The sequence below is a fragment of the Lachnospira pectinoschiza genome (assembly GCF_020564355.1).
GTDB classification, from domain to species: Bacteria; Bacillota; Clostridia; order Lachnospirales; family Lachnospiraceae; genus Lachnospira; species Lachnospira intestinalis.
Map to the genome: position 1 here is coordinate 192706 of NZ_JAJCRR010000003.1, position 25308 is coordinate 218013.

General features: G+C 39.9%; 23 protein-coding genes. 20 read left to right on the forward strand and 3 right to left on the reverse strand.

What is annotated here, in order from left to right:
- The first annotated feature begins 34 nt into the window (after window positions 1–34).
- The 5 genes from LI288_RS06940 to LI288_RS06960 all read left to right on the forward strand — a co-directional run bounded on the left by LI288_RS06940 (window position 35) and on the right by LI288_RS06960 (window position 6712).
- Window positions 35–583 carry a hypothetical protein gene (locus tag LI288_RS06940; protein ID WP_022431737.1) on the forward strand — a complete coding sequence of 183 codons (549 nt, stop codon included), beginning with the start codon at window positions 35–37 and terminating at the stop codon, window positions 581–583.
- Window positions 584–597: 14 nt separating this feature from the next.
- Complete coding sequence (locus LI288_RS06945) at window positions 598–3354, forward strand: YfhO family protein (protein WP_227089912.1); 2757 nt, start codon at window positions 598–600, stop codon at window positions 3352–3354.
- 144 nt (window positions 3355–3498) lie between these two features.
- Window positions 3499–4674, forward strand: a complete 1176-nt coding sequence (locus tag LI288_RS06950) for a hypothetical protein (protein ID WP_227089913.1) — start codon at window positions 3499–3501, stop codon at window positions 4672–4674.
- A gap of 19 nt (window positions 4675–4693) precedes the next feature.
- Complete coding sequence (locus LI288_RS06955) at window positions 4694–5860, forward strand: hypothetical protein (protein WP_227089914.1); 1167 nt, start codon at window positions 4694–4696, stop codon at window positions 5858–5860.
- A gap of 111 nt (window positions 5861–5971) precedes the next feature.
- Window positions 5972–6712 (forward strand): polyprenol monophosphomannose synthase, encoded by a 741-nt coding sequence (locus LI288_RS06960; protein ID WP_022431741.1) that lies wholly within the window; start codon window positions 5972–5974, stop codon window positions 6710–6712.
- Between the two features lie 304 nt (window positions 6713–7016).
- On the opposite strand, the gene LI288_RS06965 is transcribed toward LI288_RS06960, so the two are convergent.
- The gene (locus tag LI288_RS06965; RefSeq protein ID WP_022431742.1) at window positions 7017–7442 is read right to left on the reverse strand and encodes a GtrA family protein; all 426 of its coding nucleotides are present in this window, start codon (window positions 7440–7442) and stop codon (window positions 7017–7019) included.
- Between the two features lie 196 nt (window positions 7443–7638).
- Here LI288_RS06965 and LI288_RS06970 point away from each other — a divergent pair, with 196 nt between their 5' ends.
- From LI288_RS06970 to LI288_RS06995, 6 genes are all read left to right on the forward strand, one after another.
- Window positions 7639–9153 (forward strand): MBOAT family O-acyltransferase, encoded by a 1515-nt coding sequence (locus LI288_RS06970; RefSeq protein ID WP_022431743.1) that lies wholly within the window; start codon window positions 7639–7641, stop codon window positions 9151–9153.
- A 27-nt stretch (window positions 9154–9180) separates the two neighbouring features.
- Window positions 9181–10227, forward strand: coding sequence for a hypothetical protein (locus LI288_RS06975; RefSeq protein WP_227089915.1), 1047 nt, complete (start codon window positions 9181–9183; stop codon window positions 10225–10227).
- Between the two features lie 56 nt (window positions 10228–10283).
- Complete coding sequence (gene galE / locus LI288_RS06980) at window positions 10284–11300, forward strand: UDP-glucose 4-epimerase GalE (protein ID WP_022431745.1); 1017 nt, start codon at window positions 10284–10286, stop codon at window positions 11298–11300.
- Window positions 11301–11340: 40 nt separating this feature from the next.
- Window positions 11341–12696: a phosphoglucosamine mutase gene (glmM, locus tag LI288_RS06985; protein ID WP_227089916.1), complete on the forward strand. Its 1356-nt coding sequence runs from the start codon at window positions 11341–11343 to the stop codon at window positions 12694–12696.
- A 220-nt stretch (window positions 12697–12916) separates the two neighbouring features.
- Entirely contained in the window at window positions 12917–13399 is a 483-nt protein-coding gene (locus LI288_RS06990) for a protease complex subunit PrcB family protein (RefSeq protein WP_227089917.1), read from the forward strand.
- Window positions 13400–13534: 135 nt separating this feature from the next.
- Window positions 13535–15127, forward strand: coding sequence for a DUF3794 and LysM peptidoglycan-binding domain-containing protein (locus LI288_RS06995; RefSeq protein ID WP_022431748.1), 1593 nt, complete (start codon window positions 13535–13537; stop codon window positions 15125–15127).
- 154 nt (window positions 15128–15281) lie between these two features.
- Here the strand turns inward: LI288_RS06995 and LI288_RS07000 are convergent, their stop codons facing one another.
- Window positions 15282–16100, reverse strand: a complete 819-nt coding sequence (locus LI288_RS07000) for an ATP-binding protein (RefSeq protein WP_227089918.1) — start codon at window positions 16098–16100, stop codon at window positions 15282–15284.
- A gap of 851 nt (window positions 16101–16951) precedes the next feature.
- On the reverse strand, window positions 16952–17740 hold the full coding sequence (locus LI288_RS07005) for a sporulation initiation factor Spo0A C-terminal domain-containing protein (RefSeq protein ID WP_227089919.1): 789 nt from the start codon (window positions 17738–17740) through the stop codon (window positions 16952–16954).
- Window positions 17741–18264: 524 nt separating this feature from the next.
- Between LI288_RS07005 and LI288_RS07010 the strand changes: the two genes are divergently transcribed.
- The 9 genes from LI288_RS07010 (at window position 18265) to LI288_RS07050 (ending at window position 25306) form a co-directional block, all read left to right on the forward strand.
- A complete protein-coding gene (locus LI288_RS07010; protein ID WP_227089920.1) occupies window positions 18265–19452 on the forward strand; it encodes a site-2 protease family protein in 1188 nt (395 codons plus the stop codon).
- A gap of 234 nt (window positions 19453–19686) precedes the next feature.
- Window positions 19687–19866 (forward strand): hypothetical protein, encoded by a 180-nt coding sequence (locus LI288_RS07015; RefSeq protein ID WP_022431759.1) that lies wholly within the window; start codon window positions 19687–19689, stop codon window positions 19864–19866.
- Window positions 19867–19882: 16 nt separating this feature from the next.
- Window positions 19883–20491 (forward strand): signal peptidase II, encoded by a 609-nt coding sequence (locus LI288_RS07020; RefSeq protein WP_227089921.1) that lies wholly within the window; start codon window positions 19883–19885, stop codon window positions 20489–20491.
- Window positions 20492–20859: 368 nt separating this feature from the next.
- On the forward strand, window positions 20860–21033 hold the full coding sequence (locus LI288_RS07025; RefSeq protein WP_227089922.1) for a hypothetical protein: 174 nt from the start codon (window positions 20860–20862) through the stop codon (window positions 21031–21033).
- 268 nt (window positions 21034–21301) lie between these two features.
- Window positions 21302–21934, forward strand: coding sequence for a hypothetical protein (locus LI288_RS07030; RefSeq protein WP_227089923.1), 633 nt, complete (start codon window positions 21302–21304; stop codon window positions 21932–21934).
- 14 nt (window positions 21935–21948) lie between these two features.
- Window positions 21949–23088: an ABC transporter permease gene (locus tag LI288_RS07035; RefSeq protein ID WP_227089924.1), complete on the forward strand. Its 1140-nt coding sequence runs from the start codon at window positions 21949–21951 to the stop codon at window positions 23086–23088.
- Window positions 23089–23092: 4 nt separating this feature from the next.
- Complete coding sequence (locus LI288_RS07040) at window positions 23093–23755, forward strand: ABC transporter ATP-binding protein (RefSeq protein WP_227089925.1); 663 nt, start codon at window positions 23093–23095, stop codon at window positions 23753–23755.
- A complete protein-coding gene (locus tag LI288_RS07045) occupies window positions 23755–24009 on the forward strand; it encodes a hypothetical protein (protein ID WP_227089926.1) in 255 nt (84 codons plus the stop codon). Before LI288_RS07040 ends, LI288_RS07045 begins: the two co-directional genes overlap by 1 nt.
- Window positions 24010–24028: 19 nt before the next feature.
- A complete protein-coding gene (locus LI288_RS07050) occupies window positions 24029–25306 on the forward strand; it encodes a hypothetical protein (RefSeq protein WP_227089927.1) in 1278 nt (425 codons plus the stop codon).
- Window positions 25307–25308 lie beyond the last annotated feature (2 nt).

Below are 25308 nucleotides of genomic sequence, written 5' to 3' on the forward strand. Positions count from 1 at the left end.
AAACTATAAAAGCAAAAGCACACAGGTGTTAAAAATGATGAAAAAAAAGAGCGTAAAAGCAGCATTTTATGCAGGGGCAGTAATACTTGCCTGTTTTTACCTGCTGGTATTGTGGTGGGGTAAAAATCCGGACGTAGGACTGGAATACAGAATGTATTATCTGACCCATGAGCTTTCTGACTGGCCGGGCTACGGAAAACTGTCCTATGAACCGGGAACGACAGAATATTGTACGACACTCAAAGATAAAGACGGAAATGAGCGCAGTATCAATGTATGCCGCCGCAAGGGAAAAGGCTGGAAGGAAGACCAGTACGAGGGCAGTACAAACAGCGGAAAGGACGCATATCTTTACTACGTGTTAAACCGCACGGCAGAGAATGCCTCCTATCAGTGTGAAGTCACGGAGTTTGCGGGAAACGGCAGGGTCGAAGTTTACTGCAACGACAGAAAAATTGGAGAAATACAGGGTACAGGAACATTTACATTTGAAATCGGAAAACTTGAGGAAAAGGAATGTGACACGATTCATTTTGTGGCAGATAATGTGACATTCTGTCTGTGGAGCAGTGCCATTCTTTAAAATAAAGGAGTTATATGAAAGAGAAAGTGAACGTTTTGGCAAAGAAATTAAAGCCATACAGTATCCCGGGGGCGATTACCCTGGCAGTTGTATTAATTACGCTGATTTTAAAAGGAATCTGGCCGTTTGGCGGAAACCGGATTGATTATTTTGACAATATGCAGCAGGTCGCGCCGCTGTATGCACATCTGTGGGATTTCATGCACGGAAAGGCATCGCTGTGGTTTGACTGGTATACGGGACTTGGAACGAATGTGTCCATGAGTATTTCAGCCTTTTCAATGTTAAGTCCTTTTAATCTGCTGTTATATTTAGTCCCGAGAAATCTCATTTTAGAGAGCATTTCCATACTGACGGCAGTAAAAATGGTATTTATGTCCGTTGCAATGTATGCATTGCTCAATCACAAATTCCCGAAGCTGCTCTATCCGGTAAAGACAGCGTTTGCCGTGATGTATTCGCTGTGTGGATACGTCATTTTATACGGCTCCTGCTTTACACCGTGGATGGACATTGTTGCACTGTTCCCGCTGCTGATGCTGGCGCTGGACAGACTGCTGACAACGGGAAAGAAGCTGTTTTACATCTTTATGGTGGCATTAAGCTTTATCATTAATTACTATTTAAGCGCAATGGCGCTCATTTACGTATTTTTAGTCAGCGGTGTCTATATTTTACTGCTGTGTGAGCGCAAAGCATGGAAAAAGCACGCATGGAATTTAGGCATTGGTACGGCGGCAGGCATGGGACTGTCCTGCTTTGTATTAATTCCGGTATTTATGCAGTTATCCGGCTCACAGAGAGGAAATGCGGGCGGCAGTATTGTATCGCAGTACCTTGGCTGGATTAAGGGTGCGATTGTCACAGACGGCTCTATGGCGGCATTCCAGCGTTATATGATGCTGTACGGATTAAGCTTTGTGCTTGCCGTGATTCTTATCGGGTTAAAGAAATATAAAGAAGATAAAAAAATGTGCCGTGTCATGGCGTGCCTGCTTGGAATTGCCCTGCTTCCGATGTTTGTGGAAGGCATCAATTTAATGTGGCACTTCGGCTCTTACAACGGCTATACATTAAGAAACGGTTTCCTGATTGCATTTACACTGCTTTGCATGGGCGCGTATTATGCACAGAAAATGTTTGCGGATATGCCGCTTGAAAAGAAGTATATCAAACGTCAGATTGTGATTGCGGCGGTAATGTGCCTGGTATATGCAGCCGGTTATCTGCTGATTCCGCAGAATAACGAGATTCTTGCGACAATCTTTTTTGTGGCAGTCTTTATCACGATGTTTATCGTTTATTTAAGAAAGCTCAAAGAAGAAAAGGACGAATTTAACGTCAAATCCGTGCTTGCCGTGATTGCGGTGGAAGTTTTCTTAGGGGCATTTGCACTGATTGGTCCGCCGAAGTTTTATACCTATGAAGCGTACCAGGTCGGTGATTATGTGCAGTATGCCAATGAAGCCTATGAAGCACTTGATATTGAAGAATCGGCAACAGACCGTATTGTCAATCCGGACATCAGCCTGAATGCCAATTATCCGCTGATACTGCGCCGTGGCGCACTGTCAAGCTTTACGGCGGCATTAGAGAGTGACACACAGACTTTTGCAAAAAACTGGGGATATTCAAAATATTTTCTGTGGCTGTTAGATTCCGGCGGAACCGTCTTTACGAATGCACTGTTTCATGTAACGGAGGCCGTCAATCAGAATGACTTGGACCCGGCGCTGTATACACTGGAAAAAAGTTATGCAGATTACGACATAGACAGTAAAGAAGCACCGCAGGAAGGATATAAATTATATTCTGCCAATTACCGGCTTCCGTTTGCAATGACCGTAGCGTCATCTTTTGCATCAGAAGACTTGGGCGTGGACTGGGTTGACTTACATAATAAGTTCTATACGGCACTTTCGGGAGATAAGGAACCGCTGGTAAAGGGTATGTCGTATTCTGTAAAAAAGAGTGATACAGTACTGGAATATAATACACAGATAAGCGGCAATGCGGCAGTGTATTTAAAGATTGTGGATATCAATAACCGCAACAGTGATGCCAATGCATCATGGCTGATCAGCTCCATGCATGTCTATGTCAATGACAAAGAAGTGCCGGTGCCGACACTGGGTGATGTGGAAAATACAGCGTACTTTACGGATTATAACAACAATCTGCTGTATCTGGGCTGTTTTGACAATGAGAGTATCGATATCCGTATTGAATACGATGACCCTTGGTATTTAAAAGTCAGCGAAGTCAGCTTTGCACAGCTGGATATGGATAAGATGGAGAAGTTGTGCAGAGCGTATGAAAATACAAAATGCGATGTATCTTATACCAATGATTCACTGACTGTTAAGCTTGACGGTTCGGCAACGAAAAATTATGCGTTGATACCGGTGGTTTACAGCAAAAACTGGAAAGTCAGCGTCAACGGGCAGCAGGTGCAGGCAAAAGAAATCGCAGGACTTTTTACAGGGGTAAAGATTCACTCCGGTGAAAATACAATTACCATGGAATTTGAACCACAGGGCAGAAAAGAAGGACTGCTGATTACGCTTGCTACACTTTTAATACTGGTTGTATGCCTTGTCATTGACCACTTTAAGAAAATCAATGTTCCGGCATGGATTCAGTATTGTGCGGTATTTGTATGGCTTCAGCTGCTCAATGCAGTAGTCGTTGCAATGTTTTTAATACCGGTGATTGCTGCAGTTCCGGCGTTTCTGTACCAGATTATATTAAAAATTATGCAGATTTTATAATAAAATGGGGCGGCATCCAATCGTGATAGGCGTCCCATTTTTGATTTTGGGCAAGAACAAATATCCCTGATGGCAGATGGGAAACCGCCTGCGCGAAATTCTTATCACAGCTTTGCGGCAAAACCGCTTAGAAATGAGGTAAATATGGAAAGACTGGCTAAAATATATAGAGAAAACGAAAATTTCCGGCTGATTTTAAAACTGTTTTTTATACTGCTGATGTCCCGCCTGTTTATGCTGGTGCTGATGGTGATTTATAACGTGTATATGGGAACGGACCGTTCCATTGCATTTTTAATGAACCAGTGGGATGCCAAGCGGTACCAGTTTATGATTGATAACGGATATACATTTCCGCTGGATACGGACCCACAGGCAAACTGGGCATTTTTCCCGATGTATGTGATGGTCTGCCGGTTTGTGAAAATGCTGACCTTCGGTGTAATGGACACGTACTGGGTCGGTATGACGGTATCAACGGTATGTATTTTTATCGCTGCATTTACAGCAGTTAAATATATGAGTCTGGTGCGTGGCGGCAGGAGTGAAGACTATCTTTTGATTCCGCTTCTGATGTTTGCAGGACCGTATTCCTTTTACTTTGGTTCGGTGTATACGGAAGCGATGTTTGTGCTGTTTATTGCGCTGTTTTTCTATGCAGCGGCTAAAAAGAAGTACTTGTGGGCGGGACTTGCGGCAGCATTTGCCAGTGCGACAAGAATTGTAGGCTGCCTGCTTGTATTTGCGCTGATTGTGGAAATGTATCTGGATTTGACACAAGACGGTGGAAAACTTATCACATGGGCAAAAATCAAAAGCTTCATCGTGCAGATGTTAAAACTGCCGGAACACATTTTTGCGGTTATGCTGTGTCCGTTCGGTGCATTCTGCTATATGACCTTCCTGCGCTTTTTCTGTGGCGATGTGTGGGCTTATAAAAACGTGCAGATTGCATGGCGTGAAGATACGTATTTTCCGGTTGTGGGCGTTTTATGGAAAGCGTGCACCGGACAGATTGAACCGCGATATACCTATATGGGCTGGTTCTGCATCGGTATTTTTATTGTGTATGGATATATGCTTTATCGCAGATACTATTCCATGGCGGTCTTTGGAATCATTTCGCTGTTAGTGCCGCTGACATCGCACGTAATGAGCACCTGCCGCTTTACAGTGGGCAGCTTTGTCGTATATATGGGCGTTTATGAGATTTTAAAGGGCGTACGTCCGAAAATACGCACGGCAATTCTGATATTTTTTGCATTTGCACAGATATGGCTGCTGTTTATGTGGTATAATTCAGACTGTTGGTTAATGTAAATAGAAAAGAGGGATATTTGTGAAAGTAAGAAAGAAAATTGTTGTCTGTTTTTCCGTAACGGTTTTTGTGGTACTGCTGATTGCTTCAGAGGTTCTGGTACATGGCGGTACAGTACAGACAACACCGGCACGATTACAAAAGATATCCAAAAATATATGGGACATTGTGGAAAGTGATAATGAAATTGCAGGCGGTTCGTCAATGCAGACGGAAAATCAGAAACCACATGAAACCAGAAAAAGAACCATCACAGCGGAAACTGTACCGTATGATGGTGTAAAGAGAAGTATTTCCTGCTGGGGTGACAGTATGATGTACGGCTGCGCGACTACACCGGGGTTTATTACGCTGGACGGTATTACAACAAATATCAGCTATGCCACGGCACCGGATATGCTTTCGCAGTTTACGGGGCTGAAAACATACAACCTTGGTGTCAACGGAGAAACGTCAAAAGAAATTGCGACCCGTGCAGGCGGTCTTACCATGGTGGTTGACCGTGATATTGTCATTGACGGGACAGGCATTGCTGAATTTAAGCTGCAGTCTTTATATGACGGGGATAATGTTTATATGGAAGATTACAGCGGTTATAATTTTCAGTCAGACCAGACCAATATCTGTGTGATTAACGGCGAAAAATATTATGTAACCAATTCTTATGACGGTGAAAGCCAGATTTTATACGGCACAGATGTGAATATTAAAGAAGGCACACCGGTTTATACACTGGCGGCGGTGGAGCGTAAAGATGACATTCTTGTGCTGGAAATCGGCAGTAACGCAGGCTGGTATAATGACTATGATGAATTAATTGCGCAGTATGATTCCATTTTGGAAGGTACAGGCTGTAAATATTATATTATTGTCGGTGATACCGATGACCCGGAACTGTCCGCGGATATGAATAAAATTTATATCGGCATGGGCGAAACACCGTGGGAGCAGGCATTATCCAAGGCATACGGGGATCATTTTATCAACATGCGGCTCTATATGATTCAGAATGGATTAAGTGACTGCGGACTGGAAGCAACCGATGAAGACCTTGACGGCTTTACAAGAGGTGAGATTTCACAACAGCTCAGGGCAGACTGGACACATTTTAATGCGTATGGCTACTATGCCAAAGCAAAGGGAATTTATGAAAAAGGTGTCGAACTCGGATACTGGGGCGGACAATAAAATAAGAAATTTATGTGAAAAACTTGTCAGATTGTAATAAAGGTATTATAATACACAAGTCGAAACATCGAAAAATAAAAACACATCAGGATAGATTTGAAGGAGAAAATTATGTTATCAGTAGTGGTACCAACATTTAATGAAGGAAAGAATATCAGAAATCTTGTAACACAGATTGATGATGCATTAAAAGGAATTCCTTATGAAATCGTTTTTGTAGACGACAGTAAAGATGATACACCACAGGTTATTATGGAAGTTGCAAAGGATTTTCCGGCTGTACGCATGGAACACAGAACCGGTGAAACAGGACTGGCAACTGCCGTATTAAAAGGATTTTCCCTTGCAAAGGGCGAATATATGGCATGCATGGATGCGGATTTACAGCATCCGCCAATCGTTTTAAAATATATGTATAAGGCAATGGAAAGCGGTGCAGACTTCTGTATTCCGAGCCGTCTGATTCCGGGCGGCGATGACGGCGGACTCAACTGGTACAGAAAGTTTGTATCCGGTACAGCCCGTAAAATCGGTCAGTTTATGTTACCGTGCCTGCGAAAGATTTCAGACCCGACAAGCGGTCTGTTCATGTTCCGCCGCGAGGTTATTGAAAATGCCGACTTACAGCCGATTGGATGGAAGATTATGGTGGAAGTTCTTGCAATGGGTACATACAAGAAGGTTGTAGAGATTCCGTACAAGTTCCAGCAGAGAACCGAAGGTGAATCCAAGTTATCAGGTAAAGTAACGATGGAATACTTAAAGCAGTTAAAGAATTTAAGAAAGCGTTACAATAAGGCAAATCATTATGAAGTAGAGATATGGTCTACAGAGAAGATGATGGCAGAATAAAAGCTTCCTTGGATATAACACCATTTCACCGTGTTACTTAACGGCAGCCTTGAACATGCCCCTACCTCAACGTGTTACTTGACAGTAGCCATGAACATGACCCCACCTCAACGTGTTACTTAACTTCGGTGGTGTCATGTTCATGGCTGTGAGAGTGTGGGTGAGCGGATATTGGGGCGTGTTTCTGGCGTAAAGGATTGCACAATTGGAAATTTCCAATGCGCGGCGGATTTCGTTAATATCCATGCGGGCGGCAATACAAAGACAGAGAATTTTATCCCGTCCCGGATTTGCTTTTGCGCCTTTATGCCGCATTTTCATTTCCCTGATTCTTTTCTTCAAGGAAAATCTTTCTTGAAACAAAGTTCCATACCATAACAATCGCCGTTGCCACGATTTTTGAAACCAGGTAATAGTAGGTCGGGATAAACGGAGATAAGATACCGTTTAAAATCCACATGATACCATCGTTGATACCAAGACCGATAACGCTTAATACGATAAAAATAATAAACTGGGTCTGTTTGGACTGGTCGGCTCTGCCTACAAATACATATTTCATGCTGGCAAGATAGTTAAAAATAACGGATACCGTAAAGGAAATCGTTGCCGCAATGATTGAATCCATATGTAAGAACTGAACCAGCACAAAAAGCACGGCATAGTCAATGACAAAAGCGATTGCACCGACAATTCCGAACTTTACAATCTGCTCGAATAATTTTTTCATATAATCTCCATTCCGCAGGCATTTTATGCCGCATTTTTGCTGTATGTGATACTCTACCATATTAAACGTGAAAATTTAAATAGTCAAGCGGCTTTTTCCCATTAATCCGTTGTACAATGTCTGTAAATGTGCTAAAATCAGCAAAGCGGGGAATGTTTTTTAGCAAAAGGAATTTAATAAAAACGGAGAAGAAAAAATGTCGTTTATTTCAGCAGGATTTTTTATGGCGATGGCGCTGACGGCGTGCCTGTATTATCTGATTCCGAAAAAATACCAGTGGGAGCTGCTGCTTTTTGTCAGCTTCGGCTTTTATGCCACTTACGGAATCCGCTATATGGGCTATATTTTGTTTACGATTATTACAAGCTACTGTATTACAAGGCTGATGGCTGCACAGAAAGAAAAGCTTATGCGGCGCAGATGGCTGATATTCGGGCTGGTTTCCAATTTCGGAATTCTTGTCTTTTTAAAGTATGTCAATTTTACAATACTGAATCTGACTTCATTGTTTTCGGTATTTCATCAGGCATTTCCGCTTGGAAAGCTTTCAATTGTGATGCCGCTTGGAATTTCTTTTTATACATTCCAGACAATGAGTTACGTGATAGATGTTTATCAGAAAAAATATGAACCGGAAACCAATATTTTCCGGCTGGCGCTGTTTACGGCATATCTGCCGCAGCTTTTACAGGGACCGATTGGACGTTATGACCGCCTTGCACCGCAGCTGTTTGAGCCGCACGATTTTAATCTGAAAAATATTGAGTACGGCGCACAGCGGATTGCATGGGGACTGGCAAAAAAGCTGATTTTAGCAGACCGCGCATACGTCTTTTCAAAAGCCGTATTTGCCGACTTGAATACATATTCGGGCATGTATGTGATTGTGGCACTGCTCACATTCTCCATTTATGAATACTGCGATTTTTCCGGCGGTATTGATGTGGTTATTGGTGTTTCCGAACTGTTTGGAATCCGTCTGGACGAGAACTTCCGCCAGCCGTATTTTTCAAAATCAATCGGGGAATTCTGGCGCAGATGGCATATTACACTGGGAACGTGGATGAAGGATTACATTTTTTATCCATTTTCCATTTCTAAAAAAATGCTGGCATTCGGTAAGAAAGCTAAGAAAATTTTTGGTAAAAAGACCGGTAAGATTCTGCCGATTTGTGCCGCCAATCTGCTGATTTTCTTTGTAGTCGGCGTATGGCACGGTGCGGCATGGAAGTATATTATTTACGGATTGTACAACGGACTGATTATTGCGGCAAGTAACCTGTTAAAGCCATATTACGCAAAATGGGCAGCAGTCTGTCATGTGAATACGGAAAGCCGGGGCTGGAAGACATTTCAGATATTCAGAACGTTTATTTTAGTCAATATCGGTTGGCTCTTTGATGCGTGTGCAACGGCGACAACTGCCTTTTATGCAATGCGCGCCGTATTTATCAATTTTAAAATCAGCATTTTAACAGACGGAAGTCTTTATAAGCTGGGACTGGTAAAAAGAGACTGGACGATTCTGATTGTGGCGACAATCATTTTGTTTATAAGCAGTGTGATGAAGGAAAAAGGGATGTCGCTGCGCGATTTCGTGGCGGAACGTCCGCTTGTTGTGCGCTGGGCAGTTTATCTGATATTGATATTTGCAACAGCACCGTTTGGCTATGTAAGCAGTTCAACGGAATTTATGTATGCACAGTTTTAGAAATGATTTAAAAGGAACGGAAAAATCATGAAAAAAAAGAAAAGTTTTACGTTGACGGCAGTCTTTGTGGCTTTGGTAGTGGTTTTAAATAATCTGCTGAATTTTATGCTCGTACAGCCGGGACTGACACGGGTTATGTTTCATGAACTTGAAACGACGAATCCGGACTGTCTGGTGTTAGGAACATCGCACGGCAGTTATGGGATTGCAACCGATGAACTGGAGAGCGGGCTTGATGCCGGTGCCATGAATATGTGCATCGGCGGTGAGTATATGATTGATGCCTATTACACGTTACAGTATGCCATAAAAATAAGCAGTCCTAAGGTCGTCGTGCTGGATATTGATTACCAGTATCTGATTAACCGCCACGATGAGAGTATTTTGTTTCATCAGGTGTATAACGGCTATCCCGACAGTCTGTTAAAGGTTTCCTATTTCTTTAGCAGAATCGCAAAAGAGGAATACCGCGGGGCATTTTTAAAATGGACGAATTACTGGCAGTGTTATTACATGATTGATAAGACGGTGGCAAAGAAGCTGTCTGATGACTATAAGGAATATTCGTCCGATGTTGTCAGCATGGATAAAAATGATGTCTATGAAGGAAAGGGCTTTATTAATAAGTCAAAAAATGCGTCTAAAGCAAAGACAACGGTACTTGGCTGGGACGAAAGCCTTGTTGCACAGAGCGAATGTCAGTATATTGAAAAAATGGTAGAGCTGTGCAGAAAAAATGATATTCAGATTGTTTTTACGACGGTCACGCAGGACCCCAGAACCGTTGCGCAGTATGCAGAAAAATTTGCACAGGCGGATTCTTATATCAGAAACCTTGCACAGAAATTAAATGTGGAGTATTATAATTTTAATTACCTTACTTTTGAGGCTTTTGACAGGGAAGAAGGAGATTTCTGGGACAGAGAGGGACATATGTACGGAGATACGGCGAAACGTTTTACGAAAGTTTACGCCGAAGTTCTTAAAAAAGCTTTGTCCGGAAGTCTTAAAAAGTCAGATTACTTTGGAGAAGACTTAAAAGAGATTTACAAGGACGTAGTGCCTTATGAATAAAACCGGAAGGTGAAAAATTTACATCAGAATGCCGAAATGGGCAGAATGGAGGATTTATGTCAATTTTAGTAACAGGTGGAGCAGGTTACATCGGAAGCCATACAGTTGTAGAATTACAGAACGCAGGATATGAGGTTGTTGTTGTGGATAACCTTGTCAATTCCAGCAGGGAAGCGTTAAAGAGAGTAGAAAAGATTACGGGAAAGCCGGTAACATTTTACGAAGCAGACATTAATGATAAAGAAGCACTGGAAAAGATTTTTGCACAGGAAAAAATTGAATCCTGCATTCATTTTGCCGGTTTAAAGGCAGTTGGTGAGTCAGTAGCCAAGCCTCTTGAATATTATATGAATAACATTTCAGGTTCACTGGTGTTGTTTGATGTCATGAGAAATCACGGCGTAAAAAATATCATTTTCTCATCTTCAGCAACTGTATACGGCGATCCGGCATTTGTACCGATTACAGAAGAATGCCCGAAGGGACAGATTACCAATCCATACGGTCAGACAAAGGGCATGTTAGAGCAGATTTTAACGGATATCCAGAAGGCAGACCCGGAATGGAATGTCATTTTACTGCGTTATTTCAACCCGATTGGTGCGCATGAGAGCGGAACAATCGGTGAAAATCCGAACGGTATTCCAAACAATCTGATGCCGTATATTACACAGGTTGCTGTCGGCAAGTTAAAGTGCCTCGGTGTTTTTGGCAACGATTACGATACACCGGACGGAACAGGCGTAAGAGATTATATCCACGTTGTAGACCTTGCCCTCGGACATGTTAAAGCAATTGAAAAATTACAGGAAAATCCGGGCTTAAAGATTTACAACCTCGGTACGGGACACGGTTATTCCGTACTGGATATTGTCAAGAACTTTGAAGCCGCTTCCGGCGTGCATATTCCTTACGAAATCAAGCCGCGCCGTGCAGGTGATATTGCAACCTGCTACTGCGATGCAAGCAAGGCATATAAGGAAATGGGCTGGAAGGCAGAGCGTGATTTAAAGAAGATGTGTGCCGATTCATGGAACTGGCAGAAAAACAATCCAAACGGATACCAGGCATAGTTAAAAAATCCTTAAAAATAAAGAATGGAGTGCAGTTAAAATGGGTAAATATTTTGGCACAGACGGTTTCCGCGGGGAAGCCAATGTCAATCTTACAGTAGAACATGCCTATAAAGTCGGCAGATTTTTAGGCTGGTATTATGGAAAGAACCACGAGGATGGAAAAGCAAAGGTTGTTATCGGAAAAGATACCAGAAGAAGCAGCTATATGTTTGAATATTCACTGGTTGCGGGACTTACGGCATCCGGTGCAGATGCTTATCTTTTACATGTAACAACGACACCGAGCGTATCATATGTGGTGCGGACAGAAGATTTTGACTGCGGTATTATGATTTCCGCAAGCCACAACCCATTTTACGACAACGGCATTAAGCTGATTAATGACAAGGGCGAAAAAATGCGCGAAGATGTCATTGATGAGATTGAAAAGTATTTAGATGGCGATATGGTGGAGCTTCCTTTTGCGACAAAGGAAAAAATCGGCTGTACCGTGGATTATACGGCAGGCAGAAACCGCTACATGGGGTATCTGATGAGCCTTGCAATTTACTCCTTTAAGGGAACGCGTATCGGTCTGGATGCCGCAAACGGAAGTGCATGGACACTTGCCAAGGGCATTTTTGATGCGCTGGGCGCAAAGACATACGTGATTCATGCAGAACCGGACGGAACCAATATCAATAACAACTGCGGTTCTACGCATATTGAAAGCCTGCAGGAGCTGGTACTTAGGGAACACTTAGATGCCGGATTTGCATTTGATGGAGATGCAGACCGTTGTCTGTGTGTGGATGAAAAGGGAAATGTGATTACAGGCGACCATATTTTATATATCTATGGCTGTTATATGAAAGAAAGAGGAAAGCTTGTCGATAATAAAGTCGTTACAACGGTCATGTCCAATTTCGGGCTGTACAAGGCTTTTGATGCAGTCGGCATCGACTATGAAAAGACCAAGGTCGGTGATAAGTATGTATATGAATGTATGTCAAAGAACGGCTATCGTCTGGGTGGTGAGCAGTCCGGTCATATCATTTTCAGCAAATATGCGACAACCGGTGACGGTATTATCACGGCATTGAAGATGATGGAAGTCATGCTGGCAAAGAAAAAGCCGTTAAGCCAGCTTGCCGAGCCGCTTGCAATTTATCCGCAGGTATTAAAAAATGTGCGTGTAACCGATAAGACACAGGCACAAAATGATGCCGATGTACGCGCAATGGTAGAGCGCGCAGCCAAGGAACTGGGCACAGACGGCAGAATCTTAGTCCGTGAAAGCGGAACAGAGCCGCTGGTGCGTGTCATGGTAGAAGCAGGTAATGTCGAAACCTGTGAAAAATACGTTGATGCAGTAATTGACGTTATCCGCAGCAAAGGGTATGTGATTGAATAGACATTAACAGATAAAAAGAATAAAGCAGGAAACTCCGCAATAAGATGTAACAAGTCTTATTGCGGAGTTTTTGTATGAAAAATCACACTGATGTGCTGATTTTTCATACGGTTGTTTGTTTCTGAGCGGAAACAAACAACCTTGATAGCAGATGAGAAATCGCCTGCGCGAATTTCTCATCGCTGCTTCGCGACAAAGTCGCTCAGAAATGGGGAATTGTATGAAGCAGAAAAGTAAAATATCCGGGAATGTTCCGGCAAGATGGCATGCGTTTTATGCTTGCGGGTTGTGTCTGCTTGTATCGGTGCTGATTGTGACAGGCGTGTTTGGGGCGGTGTCACTTAGCGGGTGCAGTATGATAAAAAAGGACAGCAGTAAGGTCATGGGGCTGGAATATACCGTAGTGAAAGAGGAGGAAATCCCTGTGGAATTAAAAAAACTGATAGAAGCCAAAAAAGCGAACACATTGCGCATGACCTATGCCACAAAGGATGCAACGTATATCGTGGCAGGCTACGGCACACAGCCGACCAGCGGCTACAGTATCCGTGTCAATGATCTGTATCTGGGAACAAATGCGGTTTATGCAGATGTCGATTTATTAGGGCCGGAGGCAGGAGAGGATATAACGGAACTGCCAACCACGCCGTATATTGTGTTAAAAATTGAAAAGCGGGAGGAGTCGGTGGTGTTTTGTATGTAATGAAAAAACAGCCATCAGCCTGATGCGGCAGCAGGATTGTATAAAAGCTGTTTAACGGTAATTAAAAAGTGCATAAAAGGGAACGGGCATACATAAAATAAAAATATAGAAAATAGTTGGGAAGGGAGATTTGATTTGAGAATCGACAGAGAAGAAATTCATGAAAATAAAATTGTATGCAGTAACACCATGCAGATTACACTGGATGATGATTTTAACGTCCCGGACAGCAAGGCAGACATTGAAACCATTGTAAAAGAACGTGGCAGTGTCCATATTGATACGGTCAAAGCGGTGGGCGACCGGGCAGAAGTCACAGGCGGAATGGATTTTGCGGTGCTGTATGCGGGCAGTGAAAGCGGTGAAAAATCCGTGCTTCCGGTTAAAATGACGGGGACAATGAATATCGGGGAAGTTGTGAACTTATCAGGGGACTGCGAGAATACATATGTTTCCTGTCAGGCAAAATTAGAAGATATTACGGTGAAAATGATTCACTCCAGAAAATTAAGCGTAAAGGCAATCATTTCACTGACCGTTGTATGTGAAGAAATTCACGATACGCCGATTGGCTGCGGACTTTTGGAAATGCAGGACGAGGACAAATTACAGCTTAAAACGACCGATGTGGAGTATTCGCAGCTTGCCGTGACAATGCGGGATAACCTGCGTATCCGTGAAAGCTTTCTGATTCCTGCGGGAAAGCCGGAGGTAGCGGAACTGCTGTGGGAAGATGTCGATGTACGCAGCTTCACGACAAGGCTGACCGATGACGGCATGGAAATTGCGGGGGAAATGAATGTATTTGTAATGTATTCGTCCACAGAAGAAAATAGCATGGCACAGTGGTATGAAACGACACAGAATTTCAGCGGGAAATTAGATGTCGCAGGCTGTACGCCGGATATGATCAGCTACGTCAAATACTATCCGGTCAATTCCAATGTTGAAGTAAAGCCGGATTATGACGGCGAAAATAAAGAGGTGCAGGTAGAACTTGTGCTGGCGCTGGACGTCAAGGTATATGAAGAAAAGGAAAAGACCATTCTTACAGATGTCTATTCGCCGGTTAAAAATGTCATCAACACCACGCAGACATCAGTCTTTCATAAGCTGTTGGTGCGTAACAATTCGCGCTGCCGTGCTTCGGACCGCATGAATACCGGGGAGTACACGAACATTTTGCAGATTTGCAACTGTACCGGGGTGGCGCAGATTGACGACATTACCGTTGAAGAAGACGGTCTGCTGGTTGACGGTGCGATTATTGCAAATGTGTTTTATGTAACTGCCAATGATGCGGCACCAATGGGCAGTATCCGTGCCGCCGTTCCGTTTTCCAATAAAATACAGGTAAAGTCTGACGAGGAGATTACTAATATGGAGTATGTCGTAAATGCAGGAGTAGAGCAGTTAAGCGCTGCCATGACGGGCAGTAATGAAATGGAGATTAAGGGAAGCGTGGGACTTGATGCAATCTGTTTTGCGCCGTGTGAAACCGAGTCGGTCATGGAGTGTGAAGTAGAGGAGTATGAGGAAAATGAGTTCTTAAAATTCCCAAGTATCATCGGGTATATCGCAACTGGTGAGGAAACGCTCTGGGATATTGCAAAGAAATATCACACTACGGTTGATTCGATTAAAAACGGCAACCACGTTCTTGCAGACCGTGCCAGCGAGCGTGTCAAACGCGGGGATAAGCTGCTGTTAGTAAAGGCGGCAAGGTAACAGCAGGGGAATAAAGCAAGGTCATAAGTGAGATAATAAGCAGGGTAATAAGCAAAATAAAGGACAGGGCATAAATCCGGGCAGAACGTTTTAGAGTAAGAAAACTGCCCGGATAAAAGGTGTTAGTGTGAAAACGCAACATCAGAAATGATGATTAGCACGGAAATATGTATAAGTCGTCACGGAAGCGGATTTGTCCAAGCTCCCGCCTGCGGTAAGTCTGGATAATATAATGCTTTTTGGCGTCAAATATCAGTGAAATCTGCTTTGTATAGGAATACGTACCGGGCGCATATTCCGTAATAACCAGTGAGGCGCGGTATTTTTTCTTGAGTTTCCAGATATCCATAAGCCCGATGCCGCTTCCACCGTTTCCGGCGTGTGTTGTGTGGGCTTTCAATCCGAAGTCCTGAAAAATTTCAGGTGAAAACGGCTGTCCGTTGTCGGAAATTTCAACAGACAGGTGATTTCCCATTCGCCCAAGGTTGATAAGAATTTTTTTATCCGCTACATCGGACATTGCAATAAATGCATTTTCAATCAAATCTGCCAGCAAATGGGAAAAATCTTCTTCCGAAAGGGACTGCAGGGCAGTCGTTTTGATGTTTTCGGTAATGCGGAGGTTATAATCAATCTGTTCCTGTAAGGCGCGCTGATACATTAATTGAAGAACGGCATCAACAGCACAGATACCGGTAGAGGCAAGCGGCTGTCCGTTTGTCTGGTATTCGGTCAAGTTGAATTTACGTTCCTGTGACATTGTCTGTAAATGAGCGGCAAGGGCAAGTCCCTGTTCTTTAAGCTGCTGAGGGGATAATGTATTCTGGTTTTGCAGAAATGTATTTACGGCAAGTTCCATGGCAGGAATGAGTTTGTTATCCCGGTGGATGATCTGTGCCAGCGCTTTATTATTTTCTAAAAGTCGGGAAATTTCCTGCTCTTTTTGGACAAGTTCATTTTTTAGTTTCTGCATTTCAAATTGCTGGAGCTTTCTGCGGTAATTCTTCGTTATAATAGCGCGCCACCATGAAATCAGGAGGAGGGCGCAGGGGAAGATGAGGAAAAGAGGAATGATAAACGGCAGGTAATTATTTTCAGTTGTATTAGAAATGCTTGCAGTAATATAACATATTAATATGAGCAGGCTGATGCAAGTACCGATATTGTTTAATTGAAGTTCATATAAAAATGGCATGCCCTTTTTCAGACGTTTAAATTGAAATGGAATATGTATTATAAAATACTGTAAAAATCCGTTCAATAATTTAATCACTACAAGGTTATTGATATTAATATATGAATACATGAAAAAAACAAGCGTAGAGAAAACAAAACTGGAAATTGTAAAAGAAACCAGGCTCATTGCAATAGAAATGATTGTGGCATTCAAAGATGTGGACCAGTCGGTTTTTGTAAATAGTGTAATAAAAATATAAAAAACGAATAATACTAAAAACATAGCAACAGGATATATCATTGAATGTATAAAACACAGACCGCAAGCGATAATTAGTGCGGAAAGAGTAAATAAAATCCGGGAGCGCAAAAATAAATCATTCAGATTTAAAATTTTACAATAACAGTAAAAGCAGCAAATTAATATAAAAAAGTGTGAAATAATAATAGCAGCGTACATAAAATCACCTATAGTTCCATAAAACAACAAAAAGCAACGAAAAAACAACAATAAAAACTAATTTTTTATTTCCGGCAGATGCTATAAGCTTAGCTTGAACATTAAAACCAGGAGGTAAAAATGAGCAGTCTTTATTGGAAAATATGGGAACTTATTTTTAAAAATTATTAATAAGTTGATACTTAAATTTATAATTGGCTCTGTATCTTATTCGCATAATAAAATATGAATTCCATAATAGTCGGAACACCTTTTTGTGAATGAATTCTCGCGGTGTAGTAAGTCAGCAAATCATCAATATCGGAAGTCCGCCATGCACGGTTGATAGCATTCTGCATGGCACGTTCGATACTGGAATCTGTTTTTTTATATTTTTCACCCAGCACTCTAAAAATGCGGGTTTTCGGTTCGTTAATGGTGGCAAGGATTGCATCGGTAAGATAGCGGTAACCAACAACTTTCGGGCTGATACCAATTAAATTCAACTCATGCTGGATTTTTTGAATCAGCCTTTTGTCTTTTGATTCAGACGGTTCAGTGGCTGTTATTTTAGAAGCTGTTTTGCCTTTCTCAGAAAAAATCACTTTTTTCATAATGCGCAGAAATTCCACAACATACTGTGCAGAATAATTTTCCTGATACTTTGCAAGAATAAAATCAGCACCTAACTGTCTTGCAGATTCATAGGTAATATTGCTTGAATTATTGGTGGTTACAAGGATATATGGGTGTTTGGAAAGTTCAAGCTGCTGAAGCTGTGCTAAGAAAAAAAGTCCGTCACCGCCGCCTTGATGCAGTTCAAGGTCTAATATAACGGCATCGGGAAGAAATTCCTTCATATACTCAATAGCAGTTGAAGCATTATTAGTAGATGCAACCAGTGTAACATCGTCTAACCGGCTGATATAATCGTTTATTTCCATGCATGAAGTGGCATCATCTTCCACTAAAAGAACACGAAGTGTATGCTCTGTCATCTGTAATTGTCCCCCTCGTTTATAACTCAATATTTAATATAATTATAGTATATAAACCAACGAAAAGCAACAAAAACCAACGAAAAATCACCAACGAAAACAAATGGAAACAGAAAGAGGAAATGGGTATAGTATAGACATAAGATAGGTAGAGGGGGAAGCTGTATATGCAGTTTTCTCGTTGCCGTTTGTGATGGATTGTTTAGAAAGGATTGTTATGGAAAATAAAATTAGTTTAGCACGGACGATTAGTATAATAGGCACATTAATATTGTGTATCGCTTTAGTAGGTAATTCATTTGAAGTGTTATCTGTAACAGCATTTCGTATAATAATAGCATTTGGAATTCTGATACAGATTATATCATTGATTTGCAGCGTAAAGAAAAGAGAATTTTAAGTTTTTTTGGTTCTAATCAGGCCAAAATTATTACAGATGAGCAGAGTGTATTAAGATATGTGCTGGATAAGATTGATTTGATTGATTAGGAAATAAGGCATGTTAAGAGGCAAAAAGGTTTGGTATGAAGAAGGTTAAATTTTATTTTGTATTCAGTTTGATAGTAGTTTTTCTTTCAGTGATAGGAATATTACTGGGTATGGTTCTAGTTACTATTGAACAGAAGCATCCGGAGTATCTTTCGGCAGGAATATTTAAAGGAATAATTATATTTTTTATGGCATTGCTGGTTACAGTATGCTTCCATGAGCTGGCGCATGCGATTGCTTTTAAATTACAGAAAATAGATATTCGTATGATTGCCATATTTCCAATATGTTTAATAAGAGAAAAAGAAGGTTTAAAGTTTCATATGGCTGTAAGTATGGAGATTGGATTGGGAGGAATTGTCATACCGGAGATACCAACAATTAGCAACCAAACAGAATATGAATCATTTCAGGATAAAATGAGGGTGTCTTTAGTGTCTGCACCGCTATGTTCGGCATTTATTGGATTGATTTCATTGATATTAGTGTTGTGTACGACAAAGTATATAGGCAACGATTTTTGCTCGTATTATTTTTTGTTTTTTTCAGCGGTATTTTTATGGTCTGTATATATTAATTTGACCTCTATGCTTGATTTAGGCAGTATCGTAGGGGATTATTCCGCCGTTAAAAAAATAAAAGACAATAACGGCTACGCATTATTACAGATTTATAACTATTTTCTTCTTCAGGAAAATGAAAAGAAATTTGAAATGAGAGAGAACCAAAGATATTTTATCGAAAAGCTATATGAAGCAGGAAATAATTTATCTTTGGATAAAGAGGATAATTCAATCAATGTTTTGCTAATAAATGCGGTATTGTATGAAAGTCTTATGCGAAGAAATAGAGATAATACAGAAATAATAAATTTCGACACAGACTTATGGAAAAGGAATATACATAATATTTTAAACAGACTACAATTTGAAGCATATTTTCAAACGTTCTCCCATGCTGTCATTTGTATGCATTACAACGGAAAATCAGAAGAAGCACTTGAGTTATGGGAGAAGTATAAAGATAAAATGCCAAGTACAAATGTTGGAAAATATAACAGTAAACAAGTTGAGTTATTCCTTTGTGGAAAAAATATTGAAGAATTAAAGGAAAAAGAAAATATTAAGATATCTTCTTTGGATTCTTTATTATCAAATATAAACAACTATTATGATGATGAAATTTATTTGAATAAGTTAATTATCGGGGAAATCGCATTATAATAATGAATAAAATTTTATAAGTAGAAAGGGTTATAAAATGCGGGGAACAAAATATTATAAAAGACTTATTGTTGGAAGTGTTCTTTTTGGAATGATTGTATTTGGAAATGAAGTATATAATAATGGCTTATGGAATTTATCGGGATTGTTATGGGTTGCTTATGGTGCAATAGGATTTGGTGTGTTATATCACATACTGTTTTCATGTTTTATTAAAAATAAGGTGAAGCATCAATGAACAAAAACAGTAAAACACAGCTGATTGTAATTATAGGAATTTTAGTTATAATAAATATTTCTGTTTTGATAATAAATGGTTACAAGGGAGAATCGATATTTAAGGACACTTTTATTTATGTGATAGATATATTGGCAACAATTTGGATAATAAAAGAGGATAGAAAGAAAAAATAATGTGAGGAAGATAGTGATGTGGTACTTTTTAATATTTCCCGTGATATTTGTACTATGGCGGGCATACCGGTTTGGCGGGGTGTGGCAGATTATCAGCAGTCTGGCATATATTGCGGTCAGCGGAGGCATTAGTATTGGGATATTTAAAACGATGATGAAGCAGAATCTGCTGAAAAAGAAGAAAAAATTAATTGCATATGTAGTGTTTGCGGTATTGGCAGACCAGCTTATAAAGGTAATAATATACCAGTATCAGCCGGACATAAATCTTATCGGAAAAGCACTGCGTATACAAATGGTATTAAATCGGGAGCAGTCGGCGTTATATAGTTTTTTTAATATCCATATGCAGACGGCTGTGATAATTATACAGAAAATATTGATATTTGGTGCTGTCACCGTTGTTTATATAAAATGGAAACAAAAAAATCAATACTATGCCTATGCGTATATAATGTTTTTAACAGCAATGACAGCATCAGTGATAGATTCTGCTTTGTGGGGATTTACGGTAGATTATTTGAATTTCTATCAATTATTCTGTCATGATTTAAAAGATTTATATGTAGATACGGCAGTAGGATTTTTATTGTTAGGCATGAGAGAAGATAGAAAGTGTGAATAAGATGAATAAAAGGATATATGCAGGGACTACGTTAATGATAATTATTTCATCAATCTTAATTGAGATAAAAAGTTATAATACAGTTTTTATCAGAATTAAAATAGCAATTATATTACTGACCTTTATATTAATAGGTATATCTTCATATATAAAATTGAAAAGCTACAAGTCGTAAAATATGTGAAAATATGCAAAGTACGTCGGAATATCGACAAAGTACGTCATGTGTCTTGAAAATAGGCGGTTTCTATGATACATATTGTTGTAATGGGATTAATTTTATGAGTATATTTATTGTTAAAATTCTAAAAGTACAGATTCAATAGCACTTGAGGAAAAGTCATTCTTTGGAGGGGATTGTAGATGGGATGAATAAAAAATTTGTGATAACAGTTGGAATACTTTTAATTATTACAGGAATAGCAGGAATTTACATGGTAATGAATAATGCTGGCGGAAGCTGGGGAAGAATCGTGACGGGACTGATAATTGTATTGGCAATAGTGAATGTGAGAAATATGTATCTTTTACAGAAAAAATAAAGCTTATGTGGATACTTGATGAAATAAAATGAAAGAAGCAGGGGAAATTTAAGCGTGGCTGCCAATATTGTGCTGATTATTTTAAAATTTGTATTGAAAGAGGACATTCAAAATGGTGCATTGATTATCAATTTGGTTATTATGATAATTGCTTTAATATTGGGGTACAGTGGTATTTTGAAAGCGGATAATTGTTGATTTGAAAATTTTTGATATATGGAGTGTTATTTAAGGTAATGTTGCAGCAGCAGATAAATGGGTATAAATCATGAAAAAGAATCATTATAAAAAGTATTATGGATATTATAAGAAAAATAAACGGGATCTGCTTATATGTGGAATATTGGCTTTGCTGACACTTGTTATTGTATATAAGATGCATTTTATTATTGCGATACATGAGAATAGGGGGTTTTATGCATCACTCATGGAATTCATAGGTTCGTGGTATTATATTTTTGAGGTTATTGATATTATTCGGCTTCAAGACAACGCAATAGCAAATGAATATGGTCAAAAATGTATTTTTTATCATAGATATCTGTCTTTAGCAGCCCTTCTGGTTTCCGCATTTTTTATCATATTCAGTTTGTTTTATGAGCTTGACTATAATGTTGCATTGCTCATATGGAGCGCATTAACTGTTGGTCATGTGTCATATTTTATAATGCTATTTATGTTTGATGAAGATTATTACTATTCCGGTGGATTTAAGATTTGTTATTCTGAAATAAATCATATTGAAGTTGAAGATGAAGTATATACTTCAAAAGCACTTGTTGTCGTATGTAAATTGATGAAAGACGAAAAAGTTATTGGCTATGATCGTATGGTGGCACAGGATTTTATCTGTTTGAAGGCTAAAATTGATGAGAAGACGAAAATAGTAAAAAAGTTATGAGGGGGAAAATGCAAATGAAAAATATGTTTAAATACTACTTATCCAATAAACGGCGGGGGATTTCTTTAATCTTTGTTATGGCACTTACGGTGTTTTCAATCTATTTTGTGACATCGCTGGTGCAGTCTATCTTTTCAACAGTCGAATATTCCAATATTGCATGTCTGAATGACTTTTCATTTGTATATCCGGTAGGCGGCTCATCATTTCTTTCAGATGAAACTGTAGAGAAAATCCAAAAAGATGACAGTGTAAAAAAGGCATATCCTATATTACTGGAGTATACGGTTATTAATAATATTTTCGGGACAACGAGCGGTTATGTCGCATTTATGGACGAAGCAGATATAGGGGAAATATTTGATGATTTTTCGCTGACGGTAACAGAGGGCAGACTGCCGGAGGAAAACAGTTACGAACTGATTATGCACGAAGACATGTTGAAAAATAAAGGTTTATCCGTTGGGGATACATTTGGCAGTGCAGTCGATGAAGGAGAACAGATTGACGGAAAATATACGATTACAGGGGCATTTTCAGGGGACAGCTATATGGCTTTCGGGACAAAAAGCTATAGACAGAAAGAATTGGAAGAACTGGGACTGGATTTTCAAAATACCACATTTGGACTACTTGTTACACCGAAAACAGATTTAGATACAATGAATACCATGCTGGATGCGATGAGTCACGATGAAACAGCGGCGATGACATTGTCGTATGCAAAAGAAACGCTTCAAGAGAATATAAGCAGTATCAAATTTTTAATGTTTGTCATCGTCATTGTAATCGCTGTGAGCATTTCTGCTGCGGTCTGCATTGTTCTTGAAACCATCTATAATGACAGAATGGAGGAATTTGGAATTTTATATGCCATTGGGTATAAAAAGAGCTGGTTATTTAGAAATATTATCACGGAAATTATAGCGCTGGTCTTTATTTCATGGATACTGGGGCTTGTGATTTCGTATGGATTTTTAACACTGGTTGCAAAATCAGTCTTTGAACCAATGGGACAGATGCTGTCCATTTTTTCGATTCAATCACTGCTTTATACAATCATTGTTATGGCAGTATTTGTAGTTGTAACCATTTTGGTAACAATATTAAAATTTGCAAAAAAAGATTTGATAGCCATTATAGAAATGAGGTAGGGGAATGCTGGGCGTAAAGAATATTGATTTAGAATATATTGACGGGAGAACCAAAAGAACTATTTTTTCAAATGTGTCCTTTGACATACATAGTGGGGAGTTTGTATCTTTATTGGGACCTTCAGGGTCGGGGAAAAGTTCATTATTATATATCGTTTCATTATTAAAGACACCGACAGCGGGAGAAATATATTTAGATGATGTAATGATTTCCGGGGCAAAAAATAAAAATGAAATCCGGTATGAAAATTTTGGATTTGTTTTTCAGCATCATTTTCTGATTCCGCATCTTACGGTGCTTGAAAATGTCTGTACGGCAAGCTATGAGAAAAATGTTGAAAAGCAGGCAAAAGATTTATTGGAGCGGCTGGGATTAAAAGATTTGATAAATCAGAAGCCGTATAGATTATCCGGCGGGGAGCGTCAGCGAGTTGCAATCGCAAGGGCAGTTGTAAAAAAGCCTCGGATTTTATTCGCAGATGAACCGACAGCATCACTGGATCACCATACGGCGCAGGAAATTATGACAATATTTTCGGAATTACAGGAAAATACAACTGTTGTCTGTGCAACGCACGATTACGGCATTTTGCCGCAGACGGCAAGAATATTAAGGATTGAAGACGGAAAAGTTGTAGAAGATGACAAAACAGGGGGAAATGAATAATGTCAGTCTGGGACATTGTACTGCTGATTTTTTGGGGCATATCGTGTATTTTAATCACTGTACAGATTATAAAAATAAGGAAAGAAAAGGCAAGAATTCCTGATAAGGATAAAAATTTAGCAAAATTTATGGTAGGTATGATTGCAGTATACAGTATTTTTGTATTAATCATGTGTAGTGGGATGAAAGATTTTATGACAATGATGATTCCGGCTGTGATAGTTTTATCGAGGACATTGAATTTGTACAAATAGGGGCAGAAAGGAGAATGTGATGGAAAAGCAGCATTTTCAGACAATATTTAAAACAGGCACGGCAATTCTTTTATGCGGTATGGTATTAACAGGCTGTGGAACAAAGAACCAGCAAAATGTAACAACCAATATTACTACGGTGGGGAATACGGCATTAGAACAGCCGATGCGGCTGGAGACATTAAAAGATGACGGAACGGATTATCAGGCATATTGGGGAACAAAGATACAGTGTATTACAAGAGGAGAACACGGATATTATTATCTGACACCGGAAGAACCGTTGTATTTGATGTATTGGGACGATGACACGCAGGAGAGCATAAAACTGTGTGCAAAAGCAGACTGCAATCATGATAATGCGGCGTGTAATGCGTATTTCGGAGATGTGCGTTATTATGACAGGACGGCGCAGGCGGCAGAATACGCTTCAGGATTTCAGATTTATTATTATAATGGCTTCCTTTATCTGCTGGGCACAGAAGGAAATCTGATTCAGGTCAGCCCGGACGGAAGTGAACGAAAAAGAATTACCAAAGTCTATGACTATGACGGAACGTCCAATACAAAGCTGGTATTTTATGAAAATGCCGTTTATGTGTATAACAGTGCGGGAAATCAGGGAAGCAGTGAAGAACATACCGAAACAATTACAAGATACACATTAGACGGTAAATCACAGGAGCGTGTTGTAGAGTGGAATGCCGTAAGCGGGGCGATTCACAGTGTGAAAAATTACGGAAATACAATATTCTTTTTATTATCTGGTCTGACAATTAATAAAAATGAGTCGGGGCAGGAATGGACCTATACCTATCAGGGACTGTATGCGTACAATCATCAGACCGGACAATCCGGAAAAATAATAGATGCAGAGATTACGTCATATTCGGTCGATGAAGAACAGGAGCAAATTTATTATTTCGCATATGCAGACGGCTTGTATGTGTATGATATAAAAACAGAGCAGACCCGGAAACTCTATGATGCAGGAAAAGAAATGGGTATTGCAGAAATGTCTTATGACGGAAAATATTTGTATCTGTATAATGGCGAATGGGTATCCTATGCAAAATCGAATGAAAAAACAGAAATTACGCGTAAATGTATTGTTCTTGCAACAGACGGAAATGTATTATATGAACTTCCGATTAACAAAGCGGGATATATGCTGTTTGGAAATGGGGATTATATTTTTGCCGAACAGATTGTAGCAGATGAACAACAGCAGGCAATGAAGCTGACATATATGAAGAAAACAGAATTTGCGCAGGGACAGTGGCAGGTACTAGAGTAAAA

Coding starts and splice junctions, on each gene's coding strand:
- LI288_RS06950 (WP_227089913.1), top strand. CDS start 3,499: ATGGAAAGACTGGCTAAAATATATAGAGAAAACGAAAATTTCCGGCTG.
- LI288_RS06940 (WP_022431737.1), top strand. CDS start 35: ATGATGAAAAAAAAGAGCGTAAAAGCAGCATTTTATGCAGGGGCAGTA.
- glmM (WP_227089916.1), top strand. CDS start 11,341: ATGGGTAAATATTTTGGCACAGACGGTTTCCGCGGGGAAGCCAATGTC.
- LI288_RS07000 (WP_227089918.1), bottom strand. CDS start 16,100: ATGCAGAAACTAAAAAATGAACTTGTCCAAAAAGAGCAGGAAATTTCC.
- galE (WP_022431745.1), top strand. CDS start 10,284: ATGTCAATTTTAGTAACAGGTGGAGCAGGTTACATCGGAAGCCATACA.
- LI288_RS06945 (WP_227089912.1), top strand. CDS start 598: ATGAAAGAGAAAGTGAACGTTTTGGCAAAGAAATTAAAGCCATACAGT.
- LI288_RS07020 (WP_227089921.1), top strand. CDS start 19,883: ATGTGGTACTTTTTAATATTTCCCGTGATATTTGTACTATGGCGGGCA.
- LI288_RS07010 (WP_227089920.1), top strand. CDS start 18,265: ATGAAGAAGGTTAAATTTTATTTTGTATTCAGTTTGATAGTAGTTTTT.
- LI288_RS07050 (WP_227089927.1), top strand. CDS start 24,029: ATGGAAAAGCAGCATTTTCAGACAATATTTAAAACAGGCACGGCAATT.
- LI288_RS07035 (WP_227089924.1), top strand. CDS start 21,949: ATGAAAAATATGTTTAAATACTACTTATCCAATAAACGGCGGGGGATT.
- LI288_RS07005 (WP_227089919.1), bottom strand. CDS start 17,740: ATGACAGAGCATACACTTCGTGTTCTTTTAGTGGAAGATGATGCCACT.
- LI288_RS06975 (WP_227089915.1), top strand. CDS start 9,181: ATGAAAAAAAAGAAAAGTTTTACGTTGACGGCAGTCTTTGTGGCTTTG.
- LI288_RS07030 (WP_227089923.1), top strand. CDS start 21,302: ATGAAAAAGAATCATTATAAAAAGTATTATGGATATTATAAGAAAAAT.
- LI288_RS06990 (WP_227089917.1), top strand. CDS start 12,917: ATGAAGCAGAAAAGTAAAATATCCGGGAATGTTCCGGCAAGATGGCAT.
- LI288_RS07045 (WP_227089926.1), top strand. CDS start 23,755: ATGTCAGTCTGGGACATTGTACTGCTGATTTTTTGGGGCATATCGTGT.
- LI288_RS06965 (WP_022431742.1), bottom strand. CDS start 7,442: ATGAAAAAATTATTCGAGCAGATTGTAAAGTTCGGAATTGTCGGTGCA.
- LI288_RS06960 (WP_022431741.1), top strand. CDS start 5,972: ATGTTATCAGTAGTGGTACCAACATTTAATGAAGGAAAGAATATCAGA.
- LI288_RS07015 (WP_022431759.1), top strand. CDS start 19,687: ATGAACAAAAACAGTAAAACACAGCTGATTGTAATTATAGGAATTTTA.
- LI288_RS07025 (WP_227089922.1), top strand. CDS start 20,860: ATGAATAAAAAATTTGTGATAACAGTTGGAATACTTTTAATTATTACA.
- LI288_RS06970 (WP_022431743.1), top strand. CDS start 7,639: ATGTCGTTTATTTCAGCAGGATTTTTTATGGCGATGGCGCTGACGGCG.
- LI288_RS07040 (WP_227089925.1), top strand. CDS start 23,093: ATGCTGGGCGTAAAGAATATTGATTTAGAATATATTGACGGGAGAACC.